The sequence below is a fragment of the Streptococcus mitis genome, from assembly GCF_001579045.1.
In the GTDB taxonomy this organism is placed as follows: Bacteria; Bacillota; Bacilli; order Lactobacillales; family Streptococcaceae; genus Streptococcus; species Streptococcus mitis_D.
In genome coordinates this window covers 109,280-128,639 of record NZ_KQ970261.1, presented here as the reverse complement: position 1 = coordinate 128,639, position 19,360 = coordinate 109,280, and the positions used below count along the sequence as shown (strand labels likewise).

At 39.9% G+C, this 19,360-nt stretch carries 12 protein-coding genes and 1 pseudogene; 12 read left to right on the top strand and 1 reads right to left on the bottom strand.

Annotated features, from left to right (window positions below; genetic code table 11):
* The first annotated feature begins 97 nt into the window (after window positions 1-97).
* The 7 genes from SMIDD28_RS00585 to SMIDD28_RS00555 all read left to right on the top strand — a co-directional run bounded on the left by SMIDD28_RS00585 (window position 98) and on the right by SMIDD28_RS00555 (window position 6,614).
* Window positions 98-922: an alpha/beta hydrolase gene (locus tag SMIDD28_RS00585; RefSeq protein WP_061423928.1), complete on the top strand. Its 825-nt coding sequence runs from the start codon at window positions 98-100 to the stop codon at window positions 920-922.
* Window positions 923-943: 21 nt separating this feature from the next.
* Window positions 944-1,684: an esterase family protein gene (locus tag SMIDD28_RS00580; RefSeq protein WP_061423926.1), complete on the top strand. Its 741-nt coding sequence runs from the start codon at window positions 944-946 to the stop codon at window positions 1,682-1,684.
* 12 nt (window positions 1,685-1,696) lie between these two features.
* Window positions 1,697-2,863: an ATP-grasp domain-containing protein gene (locus SMIDD28_RS00575; RefSeq protein WP_061423924.1), complete on the top strand. Its 1,167-nt coding sequence runs from the start codon at window positions 1,697-1,699 to the stop codon at window positions 2,861-2,863.
* A gap of 158 nt (window positions 2,864-3,021) precedes the next feature.
* Window positions 3,022-3,927 carry an aquaglyceroporin Gla gene (gene gla, locus SMIDD28_RS00570; protein ID WP_049543626.1) on the top strand — a complete coding sequence of 302 codons (906 nt, stop codon included), beginning with the start codon at window positions 3,022-3,024 and terminating at the stop codon, window positions 3,925-3,927.
* 124 nt (window positions 3,928-4,051) lie between these two features.
* Window positions 4,052-4,777, top strand: coding sequence for a CppA N-terminal domain-containing protein (locus tag SMIDD28_RS00565; RefSeq protein WP_061423922.1), 726 nt, complete (start codon window positions 4,052-4,054; stop codon window positions 4,775-4,777).
* Window positions 4,774-5,709, top strand: a complete 936-nt coding sequence (locus SMIDD28_RS00560; RefSeq protein ID WP_061423920.1) for a serine hydrolase domain-containing protein — start codon at window positions 4,774-4,776, stop codon at window positions 5,707-5,709. Before SMIDD28_RS00565 ends, SMIDD28_RS00560 begins: the two co-directional genes overlap by 4 nt.
* 8 nt (window positions 5,710-5,717) lie before the next feature.
* A complete protein-coding gene (locus tag SMIDD28_RS00555) occupies window positions 5,718-6,614 on the top strand; it encodes a DMT family transporter (protein ID WP_061423918.1) in 897 nt (298 codons plus the stop codon).
* Window positions 6,615-6,656: 42 nt separating this feature from the next.
* Here SMIDD28_RS00555 and SMIDD28_RS00550 read toward each other — a convergent pair whose 3' ends face one another.
* Entirely contained in the window at window positions 6,657-7,355 is a 699-nt protein-coding gene (locus SMIDD28_RS00550) for a GntR family transcriptional regulator (RefSeq protein WP_057487639.1), read from the bottom strand.
* Window positions 7,356-7,610: 255 nt separating this feature from the next.
* Here SMIDD28_RS00550 and guaA point away from each other — a divergent pair, with 255 nt between their 5' ends.
* The 5 genes and pseudogenes from guaA to SMIDD28_RS00525 all read left to right on the top strand — a co-directional run bounded on the left by guaA (window position 7,611) and on the right by SMIDD28_RS00525 (window position 19,285).
* On the top strand, window positions 7,611-9,173 hold the full coding sequence (guaA, locus tag SMIDD28_RS00545; protein ID WP_061423916.1) for a glutamine-hydrolyzing GMP synthase: 1,563 nt from the start codon (window positions 7,611-7,613) through the stop codon (window positions 9,171-9,173).
* A gap of 318 nt (window positions 9,174-9,491) precedes the next feature.
* Window positions 9,492-10,202 carry a type 1 glutamine amidotransferase gene (locus tag SMIDD28_RS00540; RefSeq protein WP_061423914.1) on the top strand — a complete coding sequence of 237 codons (711 nt, stop codon included), beginning with the start codon at window positions 9,492-9,494 and terminating at the stop codon, window positions 10,200-10,202.
* A gap of 138 nt (window positions 10,203-10,340) precedes the next feature.
* Window positions 10,341-10,606: pseudogene (locus SMIDD28_RS11950) on the top strand (purine-nucleoside phosphorylase); the annotation flags it as partial.
* 766 nt (window positions 10,607-11,372) lie between these two features.
* Window positions 11,373-17,339 carry a collagen-flanked surface repeat-containing protein gene (locus tag SMIDD28_RS00530; RefSeq protein ID WP_061423912.1) on the top strand — a complete coding sequence of 1,989 codons (5,967 nt, stop codon included), beginning with the start codon at window positions 11,373-11,375 and terminating at the stop codon, window positions 17,337-17,339.
* Window positions 17,340-17,998: 659 nt separating this feature from the next.
* Window positions 17,999-19,285: a peptidase U32 family protein gene (locus SMIDD28_RS00525; RefSeq protein ID WP_024057185.1), complete on the top strand. Its 1,287-nt coding sequence runs from the start codon at window positions 17,999-18,001 to the stop codon at window positions 19,283-19,285.
* Window positions 19,286-19,360: the final 75 nt, after the last annotated feature.

Below are 19,360 nucleotides of genomic sequence, written 5' to 3'. Positions count from 1 at the left end.
AGTTAGTTTTTAATCCAAAAATGGAAGCAAAACTAACTTTTTTTCTTAAACTGTGATATAATGAGAATAAATTTTGAATATAGAGAGTTTTCTGACAATGAATCAATCCTACTTTTATCTAAAAATGAAAGAACACAAACTCAAGGTTCCTTATACAGGTAAGGAACGCCGTGTGCGTGTTCTTCTGCCTAAAGATTATGAGAAAGACACGGACCGTTCCTATCCTGTTGTATACTTTCATGACGGGCAAAATGTTTTTTATAGCAAGGAGTCCTTCATTGGTCATTCGTGGAAGATTATCCCAGCTATTAAGCGTAATCCTGATATCAGTCGCATGATTGTCGTGGCTATTGACAATGATGGCATAGAGCGGATGAATGAGTATGCGGCTTGGAAGTTCCAAGAATCTCCTATCCCAGGGCAGCAGTTTGGTGGTAAGGGTGTGGAGTATGCCGAGTTTGTGATGGAGGTAGTCAAGCCTTTTATCGATGAGACCTACCGTACAAAAGCAGACCGCCAACATACGGCTATGATTGGTTCCTCGCTAGGAGGAAATATTACCCAGTTTATCGGTTTGGAATACCAAGACCAAATTGGTTGCTTGGGCGTCTTTTCATCTGCCAACTGGCTCCACCAAGAAGCATTTAACCGCTATATTGAGCGCCAGCAACTGTCGCCTGACCAGCGCATCTTCATCTATGTGGGAACGGAAGAAGCGGATAATACGGACAAGACCTTGATGGCTGGCAATATCAAACAAGCCTACATTGATTCATCGCTACGATATTACCATGATTTGATAGCAGGGGGAGTACATCTGGATAATCTTGTGCTGAAAATTCAGTCTGGTGCTATCCATAGTGAAATCCCTTGGTCAGAAAATCTACCCGACTGTCTGAGATTTTTTGCAGAAAAATGGTAAGTTAAGAAAGGAAAAAATGAAATGAATATTGAACATCTTAGCCACTGGAGTGGCAATCTTAACCGTGAAATGTACCTTAATCGTTATGGTCATGATGGTATTCCAGTTGTGGTCTTTGCTTCATCAGGTGGTAGTCACAATGAATACTATGATTTTGGCATGATTGATGCCTGTGCTTCCTTTATAGAGGAAGGCCGTGTCCAGTTCTTTACCCTCTCCAGTGTAGACAGTGAGAGCTGGTTGGCCACTTGGAAAAACGGTCACGACCAAGCAGAGATGCATCGTGCCTACGAGCGCTATGTGATTGAGGAGGCTATTCCTTTTATCAAGCACAAGACAGGTTGGTTTGATGGCATGATGACGACAGGTTGCTCTATGGGCGCCTACCATGCACTCAATTTCTTCCTCCAGCATCCAGATGTCTTTACCAAGGTAATAGCTCTTAGTGGTGTTTACGACGCACGTTTCTTTGTTGGCGATTACTACAATGACGATGCTATTTACCAAAACTCGCCAGTAGATTATATCTGGAACCAGAACGACGGCTGGTTTATTGATCGTTATCGTCAGGCAGAGATTGTGCTTTGTACAGGTCTCGGTGCCTGGGAACAAGATGGCTTGCCATCCTTCTACAAGCTTAAAGAAGCCTTTGACCAGAAACAAATTCCAGCCTGGTTTGCTGAATGGGGATATGATGTCGCCCACGACTGGGAATGGTGGCGCAAACAAATGCCTTATTTCCTCGGTCATCTCTATTTATAAAAGGAGTTACCTATGAATTACCTTGTTATTTCTCCCTACTATCCACAAAACTTTCAACAGTTTACCATCGAACTAGCCAATAAAGGCATCACCGTCTTGGGAATTGGTCAAGAGCCTTACGAGCAATTGGATGAGCCCTTGCGCAATAGCCTAACCGAATATTTCCGTGTAGACAATCTTGAGAACATAGATGAAGTCAAACGTGCAGTTGCTTTTCTCTTTTATAAACATGGACCAATTGACCGCATTGAATCCCATAATGAATACTGGCTTGAACTGGACGCAGCTCTCCGTGAACAATTCAATGTTTTTGGTGCTAAACCAGAGGATCTCAAAAAGACGAAATTTAAGTCTGAAATGAAGAAGCTTTTCAAAAAAGCAGGTGTCCCTGTGGTCCCTGGAGCTGTTATCAAGACGGAAGCAGATGTGGATCAAGCAGTGAACGAAATCGGTCTTCCAATGATTGCCAAACCTGATAATGGAGTGGGAGCAGCCGCAACCTTTAAGCTTGAGACAGAAGACGATATCAATCACTTCAAGACTGAGTGGGATCATTCAACTGTTTATTTCTTTGAAAAATTTGTCACTTCCAGCGAAATTTGTACCTTTGATGGTCTAGTGGACAAGGATGGAAAAATTGTCTTTTCAACAACCTTCGACTACGCCTATACACCGCTTGATCTTATGCTTTACAAGATGGACAATTCTTATTACGTTCTCAAGGATATGGATCCTAAATTACGTAAATATGGTGAGGCAATTGTCAAAGAATTTGGTATGAAAGAACGGTTCTTCCATATTGAGTTCTTCCGTGAAGGGGACGACTACATTGCCATTGAGTACAATAACCGTCCTGCAGGTGGTTTTACCATTGATGTTTATAACTTTGCTCATTCCTTGGACCTCTACCGAGGCTATGCGGCGATTGTCGCAGGAGAAGAGTTCCCAGTGTCAGAGTTTGAACCGCAGTATTGTTTGGCTACTTCTCGCCGTGCAAATGCTCACTATGTCTATTCTGAGGAGGACTTGCTTGCTAAATATAGTCAGCAGTTCAAGGTTAAAAAAATCATGCCAGCGGCCTTCGCAGAACTTCAAGGAGATTACCTTTATATGTTGACAACTCCGAGTCGACAAGAAATGGATCAGATGATTGCAGATTTCGGACAACGTCAGGCTTAAGAGACTATCGGATTAAGGAAATTCACTCCCTTAATCCTTTTGTTTTTATAAGAAATAAAATCGCTTTCTTATATAATCTTTCGGAAAAGTAGTTGCTAAATAGGGTAAAAATTGATAGAATAAGGATTGTCTAAAAAATTTTAAGGAGAATCTATCAAATGGATTTCACATGGGCAATTAAATATGCCACTGAATTTTTGGGAACTGCTATTTTGATCATTCTTGGAAATGGTGCAGTTGCCAACGTTGAACTTAAAGGTACGAAAGGTCACCAAAGTGGCTGGATCGTTATCGCTGTTGGTTATGGTATGGGGGTTATGATTCCTGCCTTGATGTTTGGTAACGTATCTGGAAACCACATCAACCCAGCCTTCACTCTTGGACTTGCAATCAGCGGTCTTTTCCCTTGGGCACAAGTTGCGCCTTACATCATTGCACAAGTTTTGGGTGCTATCTTTGGTCAGGCTTTGGTTGTGGCAACACACCGTCCATACTACTTGAAAACTGAAAATCCAAACAACATTTTGGGTACTTTCTCAACAATTTCAAGTTTGGATAATGGTACAAAGGAATCACATTTCGCAGCAACTGTTAATGGTTTTGTAAATGAGTTTGTCGGTTCATTTGTTCTTTTCTTCGCAGCCCTTGGTATGACTAAAAACTTCTTTGGTGCTGAATTAGTTTCAAAAGCACAAGCGGCTATTAATGCTCAGGTTGCACAAGCAACTACTCAAGGTCAAACAATTCCTCAAGAGCAAGTAACAGCAGCCCTTGATCAAGCTAAAGAACAAGTAGCACCATTTATGACATCTGGTCTTGGAATTGCCCACTTGGCACTTGGTTTCCTTGTTATGGCCTTGGTAACATCACTTGGTGGACCTACAGGGCCTGCCTTGAACCCAGCCCGTGACTTGGGACCACGTCTCCTTCATGCTTTCCTTCCAAAATCAGTTCTTGGTGAGCACAAAGGGGATTCAAAATGGTGGTATTCTTGGGTACCAGTAGTAGCACCTATCGCAGCAGCAATTGCGGCAGTAGCTATCTTCAAATTCCTTTACCTATAAGAAATTGAAACCGAGGAAATCCTCGGTTTTTTAGATGAAATTTTTACGAAAAATTGGTAAATTTGAGCATAATATCTTGTAAAAAATTCTAAAATCCTTTAAAATAAAAGAGTTGGAGGAATTTATGAATGTAAATCAAATTGTACGGATTATTCCTACTTTAAAAGTTAATAATAGAAAATTAAATGAAACTTTTTATATTGAAACCCTTGGCATGAAGGCCTTGTTAGAAGAATCAGCCTTTCTGTCACTAGGAGACCAAACAGGTCTAGAAAAGCTGGTTTTAGAAGAAGCTCCAAGTATGCGCACTCGTAAGGTAGAGGGAAGAAAAAAACTAGCTAGATTGATTGTCAAGGTGGAAAATCCCTTAGAAATTAAAGGACTCTTATCTAAAACAGATTCGATTCATCGATTATATAAGGGGCAGAATGGCTACGCTTTTGAAGTTTTCTCACCAGAAGATGATTTGATTTTGATTCATGCAGAAGATGACAGAGCAAGCCTAGTAGAAGTAGAAGAAAAACCTGAATTTCAAACAGATTTGGAATCAATTTCTTTAAGTAAATTTGAGATTTCTATGGAATTACATCTCCCAACTGATGTCGAAAGTTTCTTGGAATCATTTGAAATTGGGGCATTACTTGATTTTATCCCAGCTCAGGGGCAGGATTTGACTGTGGAAAATACGGTTACTTGGGACTTATCTATGCTCAAGTTCTTGGTCAATGAACTAGATATAGCAAGTCTGCGCCAGAAATTTGAGTCTACCGAATATTTTATGCCTAAGTCTGAAAAATTCTTCCTTGGTAAAGATAGAAATAATGTTGAATTGTGGTTTGAAGCAGTATGAAGTGGACCAAGATTATTAAAAAAATAGAAGAACAAATCGAGGCAGGGATTTATCCTGGAGCCTCTTTTGCGTATTTTAAGGACAGTCAATGGACGGAGGTCTATGTCGGCCAGAGGGATCCAGAGCATGGCTTGGATACTGAGGCAGGACTAGTTTATGACCTAGCTAGTGTCAGCAAGGTTGTTGGGGTTGGTACCGTTTTTACCTTCTTGTGGGAAAAAGGTCAATTAGATATTGACAGACCTGTAACAGATTTTTTAACTGAGAGTGATTATCCAGACATTACTATTCGCCAGCTCTTAACCCACGCTACAAATCTTGATCCGTTTATTCCCAATCGAGACCTTTTAACAGCTTCTGAATTAAAGGAAGCGATGTTTCATCTCAATAGACGAAGTCAGCCAGCCTTTCTTTATTCGGATGTCCATTTTTTGCTGTTGGGCTTTATTTTGGAAAGAATCTTTGATAAGGATTTGGATGAGATTTTACAGGAGCAAGTCTGGAATTCCTGGGGAATGAAGGAAACCCAGTTTGGACCTGTTGAGCTTGCTGTTCCAACAGTCAGAGGTGTCGAGGCAGGTCTGGTACATGATCCCAAGGCTCGTCTCTTGGGAAGACATGCTGGTAGTGCTGGTTTGTTTTCGACTGTAAAGGATTTACAAATCTTTTTAGAACACTATTTAGCAGATGATTTTGCAAGAGATTTGAGTCAAAATTTTTCTCCTTTGGATGACAAGGAACGTTCTTTAGCATGGAATTTGGAAGGAGAATGGCTAGACCATACGGGCTATACGGGTACCTTTATCATGTGGAATCGTCAGAAGCAAGAAGCGGCCATTTTCCTATCGAATCGTACCTATGAAAAGGATGAGAGGGCTCAATGGATTTTAGACCGTAATCAAGTGATGGACTTGATTCGTAAAGAAGAGTAAGGAGAGACATGTCAAACAGTTTAAAAGGGATTCTATTAACAGTTGTGGCTGGTATTGCTTGGGGCTTGTCAGGAACGAGTGGCCAATACCTGATGGCACACGGAATTTCGGCTCTGGTTTTAACCAACTTACGACTTTTAATCGCCGGTGGGATTCTCATGCTCTTAGCTTATGCTACTGCAAAGGATAGAATGCTGGCCTTTTTAACGGATAGAAAGAGTTTGCTGTCTCTTCTTCTTTTTGCTCTAATTGGTCTCTTCCTCAATCAATTTGCCTATCTAACTGCTATTCAGGAAACCAATGCAGGTACTGCGACTGTGCTTCAGTATGTTTGTCCTGTCGGGATTTTGATTTATAGCTGTATCAAGGATAAGGTGGCACCGACACTGGGAGAGATTATTTCCATCATATTCGCCATTGGAGGAACCTTCCTGATCGCCACTCATGGGCAGTTGGACCAGTTATCTATGACACCTGCTGGCCTGTTCTGGGGTCTGTTTTCTGCTCTGACTTACGCCCTTTATATCATTTTGCCCATAACCTTGATTAAGAAGTGGGGGAGCAGCTTGGTCATTGGTGTGGGAATGGTTATAGCTGGTTTGGTTGCTCTTCCTTTTACAGGGGTTCTACAGGCCACTATCCCGACTAGTCTTGATTTTCTCCTTGCTTTTTCAGGTATTATTCTTATCGGGACTGTCTTTGCCTATACAGCTTTCCTTAAAGGAGCCAGTTTGATAGGACCGGTCAAGTCAAGTTTGTTGGCTTCAATTGAGCCAATATCGGCGGTTTTCTTTGCCTTCTTAATAATGAATGAACAATTTTATCCCATTGATTTTCTTGGCATGGCAATGATATTGTTTGCTGTAACTTTGATTTCTTTGAAAGATTTACTCTTAGAAAAATAAAAAAGACTCTTTGTCCGTGACAGAGAGTTTTTGCCTAGTAATCTAATTATTTTCAAGATAAAATTCAAAGCGTTCGCCTACATACTGACTTTTTACGTATTCAAAAGCTGTCCCATCTTCTAGGTAGGAAACCTGAGTTAAACCAAGAATGGCATGTCCTTTTTCAACTTCCAAATAGTGGGCAATCTTTTCTTTAGCGAGACGAGCATAGATGGTCTGTTGTGATTTACCGATACGGTAGCCATGTTTTTGCAAGGTTTGGAAGAAATGACTGGTGATTTCTTCTTTTTTAAAGTCCTTAATGAATTTTTCAGGAATAGAAGCAACTTCATAAACCAGAGGAACTTTGTCGGCATAGCGGACCCGCTCCATTCGGATAATATTCTCCGTTGGAGAAATACCTAGCTTGGCAACTTCCTGCTCATTGGGAATGGTTTTTCTGTAGGAAATGAGTTGGCTAGAGGGAACTTTACCTTGGGACTTAACAATTTCAGTAAAACTAGTTGTCCCTCGCATCTTTTCTTGTACCCGAGTACTGGATACAAAGGTGCCACTTCCTACGCGACGCTCTAAGACACCTTCTTCGACTAATAGAGATACGGCTTGGCGGAGGGTCATGCGGCTGACCGCAAACTGCTCAGCTAAATCTCGTTCACTTGGAAGTCTCTCACCAATAGCCCAACGATGTTCGTCAATATCCTTTTTAATCTGATCATGGATTTTCATATAAGCGGGTAGCATATTTTTCACTTCATTTCTATCTTTTCTCTATTGTACCCCAATAAACTAGAAAAAGTCAAACTTCGCCTTGTTTATACTCTTCGAAAATCTCTTCAAACCACGTCAGCTCTATCTGCAACCTCAAAACAGTGTTTTGAGCAACCTGTGGCTAGCTTCCTAGTTTGCTCTTTGATTTTCATTGAGTATTAGTTGGTAATTCGCCCTTATTTGTGATAGAATATTGGAAAAAGATATTTCTTTTGAGAAAGGAAAAAGATGAGTAACATTTCAACTGATTTGAAAGATGTCGAAAAAATCATCGTATTGGACTATGGTAGCCAGTACAACCAGCTGATTTCACGCCGTATCCGTGAGATTGGCGTTTTTTCAGAACTAAAGAGCCATAAAATTTCAGCTGCTGAAGTTCGTGAAATCAACCCTATAGGAATTATCCTTTCAGGTGGTCCAAACTCTGTATACGAAGATGGTTCATTTGATATTGACCCAGAAATCTTCGAACTGGGAATTCCTATTTTAGGGATCTGTTACGGTATGCAGTTATTGACCCATAAACTTGGAGGAAAAGTTGTTCCTGCAGGTGATGCTGGAAATCGTGAATACGGTCAATCAACCCTAACACACACACTATCAGCGCTTTTTGAATCAACACCTGATGAACAGACTGTTCTGATGAGCCATGGTGATGCAGTTACTGAGATTCCTGCTGATTTCGTTCGTACAGGTACATCAGCTGACTGCCCTTATGCAGCCATTGAAAACCCAGATAAACACATTTATGGTATCCAATTCCACCCAGAAGTTCGTCATTCTGTATACGGAAATGATATCCTTCGTAACTTTGCTCTTAATATCTGTAAGGCTAAAGGCGACTGGTCAATGGATAACTTCATCGACATGCAAATTCAAAAAATCCGTGAAACAGTCGGTGATAAACGTGTCCTTCTCGGTCTATCAGGTGGAGTTGACTCTTCAGTTGTTGGTGTTCTTCTTCAAAAAGCAATCGGCGACCAATTGATCTGTATATTTGTGGATCACGGTCTTCTTCGTAAAGGAGAAGCAGATCAAGTTATGGATATGCTTGGTGGTAAGTTTGGTTTGAATATCGTCAAAGCAGACGCTGCTAAACGCTTCCTTGATAAACTTGCTGGTGTTTCTGACCCTGAACAAAAACGTAAAATCATTGGTAACGAGTTTGTCTATGTCTTTGATGACGAAGCAAGCAAGCTCAAAGATGTGAAATTCCTTGCTCAAGGGACGCTTTATACAGACGTGATTGAGTCTGGTACGGATACAGCTCAGACGATCAAGTCACACCACAACGTTGGTGGTCTTCCAGAAGACATGCAGTTTGAATTGATCGAACCACTCAACACTCTTTATAAAGATGAAGTTCGTGCTCTTGGTACAGAGCTTGGTATGCCAGACCACATCGTATGGCGCCAACCATTCCCAGGACCAGGTCTTGCGATCCGTGTTATGGGTGAAATCACTGAAGAAAAACTAGAAACCGTTCGTGAATCAGATGCTATCCTTCGTGAAGAAATCGCTAAATCTGGTCTTGACCGCGATATTTGGCAATACTTCACAGTTAACACAGGCGTTCGTTCAGTTGGTGTTATGGGTGATGGTCGTACGTACGACTACACGATTGCAATCCGTGCTATCACCTCTATCGATGGTATGACTGCTGATTTTGCCAAAATTCCTTGGGATGTCCTTCAAAAAATCTCTGTACGTATCGTAAACGAAGTGGACCACGTTAACCGTATCGTCTACGATATTACAAGTAAACCACCTGCAACCGTTGAGTGGGAATAATAGATAAGAGTAACTTAGGTTAAGAATCCTTGATGTAACAGCATTTTAATAACTGTAAACAGTATTGAAATGATATAGATTGCTTTAACTTGTCTCCAAAGAAGCTCTTAAATTTGAGCTTCTTTTTCTATTTTATGGGTAAGAATTATAAGTTTTTTGGATAATCATTAAAAGCTTTACCTGGAAGAGATTAAAGTTAATAGACTTGTTCGATGACTATTTGAAGCAAGATATCGAACCAGTTTAATGGTAATTTTGTTGACAATTCATAAATCAAATAATCGTCCATTAAGTTAAAAAAGGTGTTAGGAAAAAATAATGAAAGTACATTTTATACTACATGAGAGTTTTGAAGTCCCAGGTGCTTATCTAACTTGGGCTCAATCAAGAGGTCATGATATCGGAATAACAAAGGTTTATAAGGAAGAATCTTTACCCAAAACAGTTTCTGATATTGATTTTCTTATTATTATGGGAGGTCCGCAATCTCCTGATGAAGATAAAGAACATTTCCCTTATTATCATCCAAAAGAAGAAGTTAGACTCATTCGACAAGCAATAGAAGAAGATAAATATATTGTAGGTGTATGCTTAGGGGCGCAACTACTTTCTGTTGCTTATGGGGGGCAATATGAGCACAGTCCCGAAAGAGAAATAGGTGTATTCCCTATTAGGATGACTAGTCAAGGACTAGCAGATAAACACCTCAAACATTTTGGTAGCGAGCTTTTAGTTGGTCACTGGCATGGTGATATGCCGGGATTGACAGACGAAGCGGTAATCCTTGCTACCAGTCAAGGATGTCCACGACAGATTGTTCGCTTTAGCCCTAAACATTATGCTTTCCAAGTGCATTTAGAGTTTGATTTAGAAGCGATTGATTTATTGATTGCTGCTGATGGTGAAGAACAATTAAAAGAACAAAATAAAAAATTACCTTTTGTTCAATCACCTGAAGAATTACGTGGTAACGATTATTCTGAAATGAATGCAAAATTGCATAATTTTTTAGATTCGCTTACCAGTTAGAATTGGAGAAAATCAAGATATTTTAGTTTGTGATTTTATGAAATATCAAAATCAAGAAAAGGTGAGTGAACGGTATAAAAAAATAAATACTCTTAGCTACAGGGTATCTGTGTTAAATTTCTAATTTGTAATGATTGACCACAGTACGATTTTCCACAAATAGCTAGCTTTGTTTTACTGGACAAGCTGACTATATTGCTAAAAACTAAATATGATTACTCACGTTGGGAATATTTTGTTATTTGATGTCCTTTCTTTGAATAGAATACTGAGCTTGGAAAAGGAGAATTAAAACTGTGGAAATGGATGCGGTGGCTCAACACCACGTTGATACTTATGAAATCATGATCCTTTTTGATAGTCTAGTCAATTCAGGTAAAGATTGAACTGCAGGAGAACCTTAAAATACCCTCACGGATATGATGAAGGTTGGTTTGGAAACCTTGATTGTAGAAAAAAGGAAAAATAAGGTTAGGAAAATTTATTTTGAGGAGAAATTTTATAGATTTTTCCACAATAAGACGCATAGTATCAAGTTTTTTCAAGGCTTGATACTATGCTCTTTTCTGATTTTATACTCAATGAAAATTAAAGAGCAAACTAGGAAGCTAGCCGTAGGTTGCTCAAAACACTGTTTTGAGGTTGCAGATAGAGCTGACGTGGTTTGAAGAGATTTTCGAAGAGTATTAAAGACTTTTTGCCCAACCTCCACATAAACCACCCGTTAGACGAGTGTTTAAGATTTGATATCAAAAGTAAAATGAAGTTGCTACTCAGTAAATAGAAAATAGCAATAATTTTCACCCTACAATAATTGTGAAGTGGACTTTGTCTATCTCTGAGTCTAGAAATTGAAATTTGTAATAAAAATGTTATATTTCACAAAGTACTCCCAATATTTCATGGGGGGGGTAAATATGCGTATAAACAGAAAAAATACTCAATAAAATAAATAGTTATTATTTTTGTGTATTTAATTTTGTGATGAATTTATTATTAGTGGTTATTCTCACTTTTGCTGTGAAAGGAAACCGTGGATATCTATTGATTTTTATTTAGAAAGTATTAAAATAGTAAGATAGGTGATAATATACACATTTGCTTAATGTTTAGTATATGTTTATTATTGTTTGATAAAAGAACCTGAAAAAATAATAAGGGAGAATAGAAGTGAAATTCGAAAAACGTCAAAAGTTTGCCATTAGAAAATTCAGTGTCGGTGTGGCATCTGTTTTGATTGGGCAATTTTTTATTGGTGCTGTAGCCAATGCGCCAGTCGTACGCGCCAGTGAAGTGATTGGTGTCCATGCGGAAAAGCAAAAGGACCCAGATGCTGAAGTAGCTCAACCCAAGGTAGAAGCAACTACTGTAGACACTGATAAAAATCAAGTTGTTCCTAGGCCTGAGTCGGATCCATTGGCAGAAAAACCAGTTGTAACTCAACCGTCAGTTGAAGCAAGCATTTCAAATTCAGAAAAAGCAGTTTCTACAGAAAAGGATCCAAAAGCTCAGCCAGAAATGCTGGCAAAAGAAGTGGCAGAGACTGTTCATAAAGAAGCTGACAGAAAACCACTAGTAGAAGCTCCTCTGACGAAACTGGAGGAAAAGGAAGAGGTTACAAATCCTGACAAGGACCAGTTGGGAACAACAATCACTGAAGCAGAAGTAGTAACGAAGGAAGCCGAAAAATACTTGAGCAGTCTAACAGACTCCAATCAAAAAGCTGCCATCGAAGAAGCCTTGAGTCGCTCCAATCAACTTCTAACAGAGGCCAGAACTTCTCTCAAATCAATAGATGCTTCAAATGCAGCCTTTGAAACAGCTCGTACCAATCTAGCAGAAGCCATCGAGGCAGTCTGGAACCAACTCAAGAAAATGGGGCATTCAGGCAATCTTAGTTATATGTTGGATGCAGATACGACGAGTCAACCAGCTGTGCTAATCCCGACAACAGGGTCAAAAACGGTTTACTCCTACGGAGCAGCAACTGCACCTAAAGTCGAATTTGATATTTCTACCGATCTTGCGCCGTCAAATAATACCGATTATTCTCGATTTTCAGCAGTAAAATATGGCTCAACCTTAAATGAAGATGCTCAAAAATTGGGGTTAAGGATTGTAGGAAAAGATTTTACTAATGCATCAGGATCTTGGGACAGCAGTCTTGCTTTATCTGGCGATGTCCCAACTACGGTAGAGCCTGGGACTTACAATGTCGGCTTCACTTATAACAATCAAATCTATACGACAACAGTTACAGTCAAGCCTGTTAATGAAGCTCCGTATATGACCCTGGAGCGGTATTTCGGGGACGAAAGGACTCGTGCTGACCGCAATTACAAATTTAAAAAAGATGGCTCTACAGTAGAATTAAAGTATAAGGTGGGCTTGACAAATATCGAGCCCAATGAAGTGGAACTAACCCCCGATGCGAAACGGTTAGGATTTGTATTTAATGACGGTGGTAAAGATGAACGGTATCTGACCAAGACTGTCACCTTGGATAACACGCTTCAAAGTGGAACCTATACAATCGGAGTTCAGTCAAAAGCAGATCCCTATACTAGGATCACAGCTAATCTAACGATAGAAGAGCCACCTACTTATAAGTTGGTTGATGGTTCTAGCCAGGGTAAAGAAACAAATTCTGTTGACTACGACCAAGATAGCCATACAGCCTATATGACAGTAACTCCATTTGGTTATTTTTTAGATTCTCCTAACAAAGCACAAACGATAGCGGATGCGACTCCAGATAGTCCTCAGTATACGTCTAACCTTTGGTTGTCTTTACCAGGTAGTAGAACTGAATATAATATTGTTGGTAATACTGCACCTGTAACCATTACTAAACTAGAGCAGACCGGAGCTAGTCCAGGTGTTAAGGTTGAATTTGTAAAAGATGGCCCCGCAACAGCAGATAATGTCTTTGTCAACTCTACTGGTTACTACAGAAGTGATGTGTTGACAAATAATACTTCTGTCCACTACGATAAAACTTCATACTATAATACATATAAATCACCCTATCGTTTAAACTTCAAAAATCTTCCAGCCAAAGCTGGAACCTATTTTCTTGATTTTCAAGTGACGGATAATCTTGGTCGAGTAACCAATCATCACTTAAATATTGTTACTAGGGAAGTATCACAAACAACACCAAATGGAGACACTCCATCTGATTCTTCTTCTGCTGGTAACCATACTTTAACCAATGCTGATGTTATGTTTGATGCGGACAAGCTTTATCGCGTAACGAATCCAATTCCAGTAGCTGTTCCTATCTCGGATAAGGAACAGAATCTAGGAAGCTTGGTATTGAATAAAGCAAATGCGACTTTAACGGTTGATAGTAAACCTGATGGAGTCGATATTGTTCCAGATACTGAGGATCCGACCAAGTTTAAGATTATCAAGCAAAATGGGCATACCTTGCCTGCGGGTATCCATACTATCACGGCTACAGCAAAGGATGGACACTTTGGAGCCAATGTCCCAGCTCGTACCTATAAGTTTGAAGTGATGGATGGGTTAAATCCTATTTCCAATCAAAGCTGGCAAGAAGGACAAGCTATCCCTACTATTCCTGTTTCGATGACAAATGGTAGTAAGATTACGAGTCTATCAGTTGAGTCTGATGGAGAACATCTCTACCTAAGTCCTAATGCTGACAATACAGGTCTAACAGGTTATGCTTTAAAACATACAGATGCACCACAAACAGCGATTGTAACAGCTACTTATACCAATAATGAAGGTCAAAGTCGTCAGATTAAGACCAGCTTTACTTATACAGTTACACCTCCACCAGTTTCTGATTTAACTTTATCTGTAACGAATGATAAGCAAACAGTTTCAGAAGGAACTAAATTTGCAGATATGGTTGTAACAGCTACTGATGGTGCAACGGTCACAGTAGGAACACTGCCAGATGGTGTTCTGTATGATAGCAATAGCAAAACATTATCAGGCACTGGATTATATGAAGGACATTATGTGATTCCAGTTACTGCTACAAAAGATGGGGCTTCCATTACTAAAGTAGTTGATTTGACAGTAACGCCAGGAAACTTCAGTGTCCCAGAAGCTAGTTACACATTTACAGCAGGTGAAGCAATACCGCCGATTACTCTTAAAATTCCTAAAAATGTGACAGTAAGTTACACAGGGGGCAGTTTACCAAATGGTTTAAATTGGTCTTCAGATAATAAAACTATAACAGGAACACCGACTCAAGTAGGGACCTTCCAAACATATGCTTATGTATACAGAACTGACAAATCGGGGTATAACCAGTATGCCTATGCGTATGTCAATATTACAGTAAACAGTGTTCCTCTAAACTTTTCTATTCCTGATAATACAAAAACAGTAAAAGCTTTAGATGAACTTTCTCCTATTCAGTTACAAGCTGATGGGGCCTTGTTAACAATCACTTCTGGAGAACTTCCTCCAGGTGTAAACTATGATGCTGCGACGAAAACTGTTTCAGGAACGCCTACAAAAGTCGGAACCTATACAGCGACATTTACAGCAACAAGTCCAACAATTAGTGGGAATTCAACCGCAAGTGCAACCTTAACGATTAATGTAACATCACGAGATTTAACTGTAGCGGTTGATAATAAGGAACAAGAGAAGACAGTTCTAACTGCTATAGACAATGTAGTTTTAACTCCTTCAGATGCTAAAGCTAGATTAGAGGTTGATACAAGTCAACTTCCACCAGGAGTTACTTATGATTCAGCTACAAGGACCATTTCTGGCACACCATCTAAAGTGGGAGAATATTTAATTCCATATAAAGCGACTTTCCCAGAAATGGCAGAATCTCCAGTTGATGGGGGGCATATTAAAATTAATGTTCGCCCACTTCCAGTAAGTATCAATGTTACAGAAAAAAATCAAACGATTCGTCTGGGTGAAACGATTAAAAATATGGTGGTTTCTCACAGTGAACATTCAGATTTAGGTGCTCGTTATTTAAGTGTGGATTTACCAGAAACAGACTTAGATTCTTATCTTGAATCAACTGCTGGTCTGCATTATGACAGTGCAAATCGTACAATTAGCGGAACTCCAACCAAGCCTGGTGTCTATAAAGTTCGTTTAAAAGCAACATTAGATTCTGAAACATTAGGTAGAGGTAGTGCGGAAGAGATTATCACTGTAACGGTAGTAGATGATCCAATATCATTAGACATTAAAAATGATCGTCAAATGATTGCCTTAGGAAAAACAAGCCTTCGTCCAATTACGTTCACAGTTCCAGATGGAGTTACACTTACTGTTGATACAACAAAACTTCCAAATGGTGTAACATATGATGAATCTGCTAAAACCATCTCTGGAACCCCAACAGTAGCTGGAGCATTTGATATACCAGTAACAGTAACAAGTGCAGGAGGCAAGTCTCTAACAAAAGACATTACGATAGATGTTGTAGACTTAACACCAGCTACACCAACTGTAACTGTGGCAGAAAACAGTGATGGAACGCATACAATTACGATTTCACAACCAGGTGGACAACCAGTATCAACCGTTATTAAGAATGGTAAAGATGGTGAGACTCCAAAAGTCAAAGTAGACCGTGATGAAACTAAGAAAGAAACGACATTAACCTTCTATAGTGACAAGAATGCCAATAATCAGTTTGACGAAGGAACAGATACAGTTCTAGGCACATCCGTGATTAAAGATGGACAAGACGGAGCAGCTGGACCAAAAGGTGACAAAGGTGACCAAGGTCTTCAAGGTCGTGATGGCCAAAACGGACGTGATGGAAAAGATATCCTAAATGGCACAAGTACACCAACAGCTCAAGATGGAAAAGATGGCGATACATTCATCAATACAACAACAGGAGATGTCCTTGTTAAGAAAAATGGAGAGTGGAAACCAGCAGGAAATATCAAGGGAGCAAAAGGTGATAAAGGTGAAGCTGGAGTAGCTGGCCGTGACGGAAAAGACGGCTTTACACCAGAAGTAAGTGTAGTGACAAATCCAGATGGCAGTCATACAATTTCAATTACTCAACCAGATGGTAAAGAACCAATTGCAACAACGGTTAAAAATGGAGAAAACGGAAAAGATGGACGTTCTCCAAGAATTGAGCTAAAACCAATTTATCCTGCACAACCTCGAAGCGCTAGAAGAGCAAGAAGTGTGGATGAAGATCGTGCAACTACTCAACCAGCAACGGAGCCAATTGGCGTTCATATTACAGTTTATTACGATAATGATAATACTTTGACCTATACTGCTGGAGATACTTTGATTAGTGAGGAAGATATCTATAACGGAGTAGATGGCCGTGACGGTCGTGATGGTATTGATGGTAAATCAGCGATAATTGAAACCAGAGAAAACTCTGATGGAAGCCATACAATTATTATTACCAACCCAGATGGATCAAAACGTGAAATTGTAGTGAAAAATGGCCAAGACGGTAAATCTCCTACAATTGAAACGAAAGAGAATACAGATGGAAGTCATACAATTGTCATCACAAATCCAGATGGAACAAAACAAGAGATTGTTGTGAAGAATGGTAAGGACGGCAAAGATGGTAAAGATGGACGTGATGGTAAGGATGGAACATGTAATTGTACTGTGAATCCAAACCCTGTACAACCAGGGAATACTGGAACAACACCACCAGAACAACCGAAACCAGAATCAGGAAGAATTACACCACCATCAGATAAACCGGTTAAGCCGGAATCAAAACCGGATCCGAAACCAGAAACAAATAAACCAAACACTCCGGGTTCAGGTACTCCAAATACGGGAACGCCAGAAACCGGAACACCAGACACTCCAGGAGCAGGTACTCCAAATACAGAGAAGCCAGGAACGGACAAACCAGGAACAGGTGCACCAGAAACAGGCATCCCAAGTACAAATAATCAAACTGTACTTGATTCACATACCTCTGACACTGTAGAGATTCCAAACGCAGTTCCAGTAACATCTGAACCAAATACTCAAATCCCAGATAATGGAACTTCTGGAATGACGAATCATACAAGAGTAGCCTTACCGAATACGGGAAGCCAAACAGATGTCATTTCAATTCTTTTAGGAAGTGGAATCTTGCTTACTCTTTATGTAGCCAAAAGAAAAGAAGACTAGAAGCTAAATTTTCGCTCTTAGTTTATCAAAAGCGAGAATAGAGTATAGAAGGTGCAAATCCTTCAGATGCTTACTTGCTTTTAATGGTTTAATACTCTTCAAAAATCAAATTCAAACCGCGTCAACGTCGCCTTGCCGTACTCAAGTACAGCCTGCGGCTAGTTTCCTAGTTTGCTCTTTGATTTTCATTGAGTATAAGATAGTTAATTATGGTTGCCAGATTGTAGGTGTTCCATAAGAATATTGCTATGAGAGCTAATCCTCCGATATGCTAGATGAAAGTGGTGTATCGGAGGATATTTTTAGCTTCACCTTGCTGTACGCCTAGCTACCTTGTTTGTTCTTTGATTTTCATTGATACTCTTCGAAAATCTCTTCAAACCACGTCAGCTCTATCTACAACCTCAAAACAGTGTTTTGAGCAGCCTGCGGCTAGCTTCCTAGTTTGCTCTTTGATTTTCATTGAGTATGAGTATAAATTTTTCACGAGATGATGGTGTGAGAAGTTTGTTATAAGTCAAAGCTTTTAGAACTCTGTTATCTAAAGTCTAAAAGATTAGAATTGTCAAAACAATCTGTCTAGACTTGATTTTATGGCTTATTTACTATAAAATGAGAAGGAAAAACGTCAAACTTTTATATTGCAAATAGGAGAAAACATGACAAAAACATTAAAACGTCCTGAGGTTTTATCACCTGCAGGGACTTTAGAGAAGCTAAAAGTAGCTGTTCAGTATGGAGCAGATGCTGTCTTTATCGGTGGTCAGGCCTATGGTCTTCGTAGCCGTGCAGGTAACTTTACCTTTGAACAGATGGAAGAAGGAGTCCAGTTTGCGGCTAAGTACGGTGCCAAGGTCTATGTTGCTGCCAACATGGTTATGCACGAAGGAAATGAAGCGGGGGCTGGTGAGTGGTTCCGTAAACTACGTGATATCGGCATTGCGGCGGTTATCGTGTCTGACCCAGCCTTGATTATGATTGCAGCAACAGAAGCACCAGGTCTTGAAATCCATCTCTCTACCCAAGCAAGTGCCACTAACTATGAAACCCTTGAGTTCTGGAAAGAGCTAGGCTTGACTCGTGTCGTTTTAGCGCGTGAGGTTTCAATGGAAGAATTAGCTGAAATCCGCAAACGTACAGATGTTGAGATTGAAGCATTTGTCCATGGAGCCATGTGTATTTCTTACTCTGGTCGTTGTACTCTTTCAAACCACATGAGTATGCGTGATGCCAACCGTGGTGGTTGTTCTCAGTCTTGTCGTTGGAAGTACGATCTTTACGATATGCCATTTGGGAAAGAACGTAAGAGCTTGAAAGGGGAAATCCCAGAAGAATTTTCAATGTCAGCCGTTGACATGTCTATGATTGACCATATCCCAGATATGATTGAAAATGGAGTGGACAGTCTGAAGATTGAAGGACGTATGAAGTCTATTCACTACGTATCAACAGTAACCAACTGCTACAAGGCGGCTGTGGATGCATATCTTGAAAGTCCTGAAAAGTTTGAAGCTATCAAACAAGACTTGGTGGATGAGATGTGGAAGGTTGCCCAACGTGAATTAGCAACAGGTTTCTACTACGGTACACCATCTGAAAATGAGCAGTTATTTGGTGCTCGTCGTAAAATTCCTGAGTACAAATTTGTCGCTGAAGTGGTTTCTTATGATGATGCGACACAAACCGCAACCATTCGTCAACGGAACGTTATTAACGAAGGCGACCAAGTTGAGTTTTACGGACCAGGTTTTCGTCATTTTGAAACCTATATTGAGGATCTTCACGATGCCAAAGGCAATAAAATCGACCGCGCTCCAAATCCAATGGAACTATTGACTATTAAGGTTCCACAACCTGTTCAAGCAGGAGATATGGTTCGCGCTCTGAAAGAGGGGCTTATCAATCTTTATAAGGAAGATGGGACCAGCGTCACAGTTCGAGCTTAATAAGCAAGCAGGAGATGAAAGATTTCTAGTTGCTTTCCCTTTAATCCTGCTCACTAAAAGAAAATAAGTTAAAGA

Bases quoted from the DNA above. Each gene is read 5' to 3' on its own strand.
- SMIDD28_RS00585 (WP_061423928.1), top strand. From the start codon at position 98: ATGAATCAATCCTACTTTTATCTAAAAATGAAAGAACACAAACTCAAG.
- SMIDD28_RS00580 (WP_061423926.1), top strand. From the start codon at position 944: ATGAATATTGAACATCTTAGCCACTGGAGTGGCAATCTTAACCGTGAA.
- SMIDD28_RS00575 (WP_061423924.1), top strand. From the start codon at position 1,697: ATGAATTACCTTGTTATTTCTCCCTACTATCCACAAAACTTTCAACAG.
- gla (WP_049543626.1), top strand. From the start codon at position 3,022: ATGGATTTCACATGGGCAATTAAATATGCCACTGAATTTTTGGGAACT.
- SMIDD28_RS00565 (WP_061423922.1), top strand. From the start codon at position 4,052: ATGAATGTAAATCAAATTGTACGGATTATTCCTACTTTAAAAGTTAAT.
- SMIDD28_RS00560 (WP_061423920.1), top strand. From the start codon at position 4,774: ATGAAGTGGACCAAGATTATTAAAAAAATAGAAGAACAAATCGAGGCA.
- SMIDD28_RS00555 (WP_061423918.1), top strand. From the start codon at position 5,718: ATGTCAAACAGTTTAAAAGGGATTCTATTAACAGTTGTGGCTGGTATT.
- SMIDD28_RS00550 (WP_057487639.1), bottom strand. From the start codon at position 7,355: ATGCTACCCGCTTATATGAAAATCCATGATCAGATTAAAAAGGATATT.
- guaA (WP_061423916.1), top strand. From the start codon at position 7,611: ATGAGTAACATTTCAACTGATTTGAAAGATGTCGAAAAAATCATCGTA.
- SMIDD28_RS00540 (WP_061423914.1), top strand. From the start codon at position 9,492: ATGAAAGTACATTTTATACTACATGAGAGTTTTGAAGTCCCAGGTGCT.
- SMIDD28_RS00525 (WP_024057185.1), top strand. From the start codon at position 17,999: ATGACAAAAACATTAAAACGTCCTGAGGTTTTATCACCTGCAGGGACT.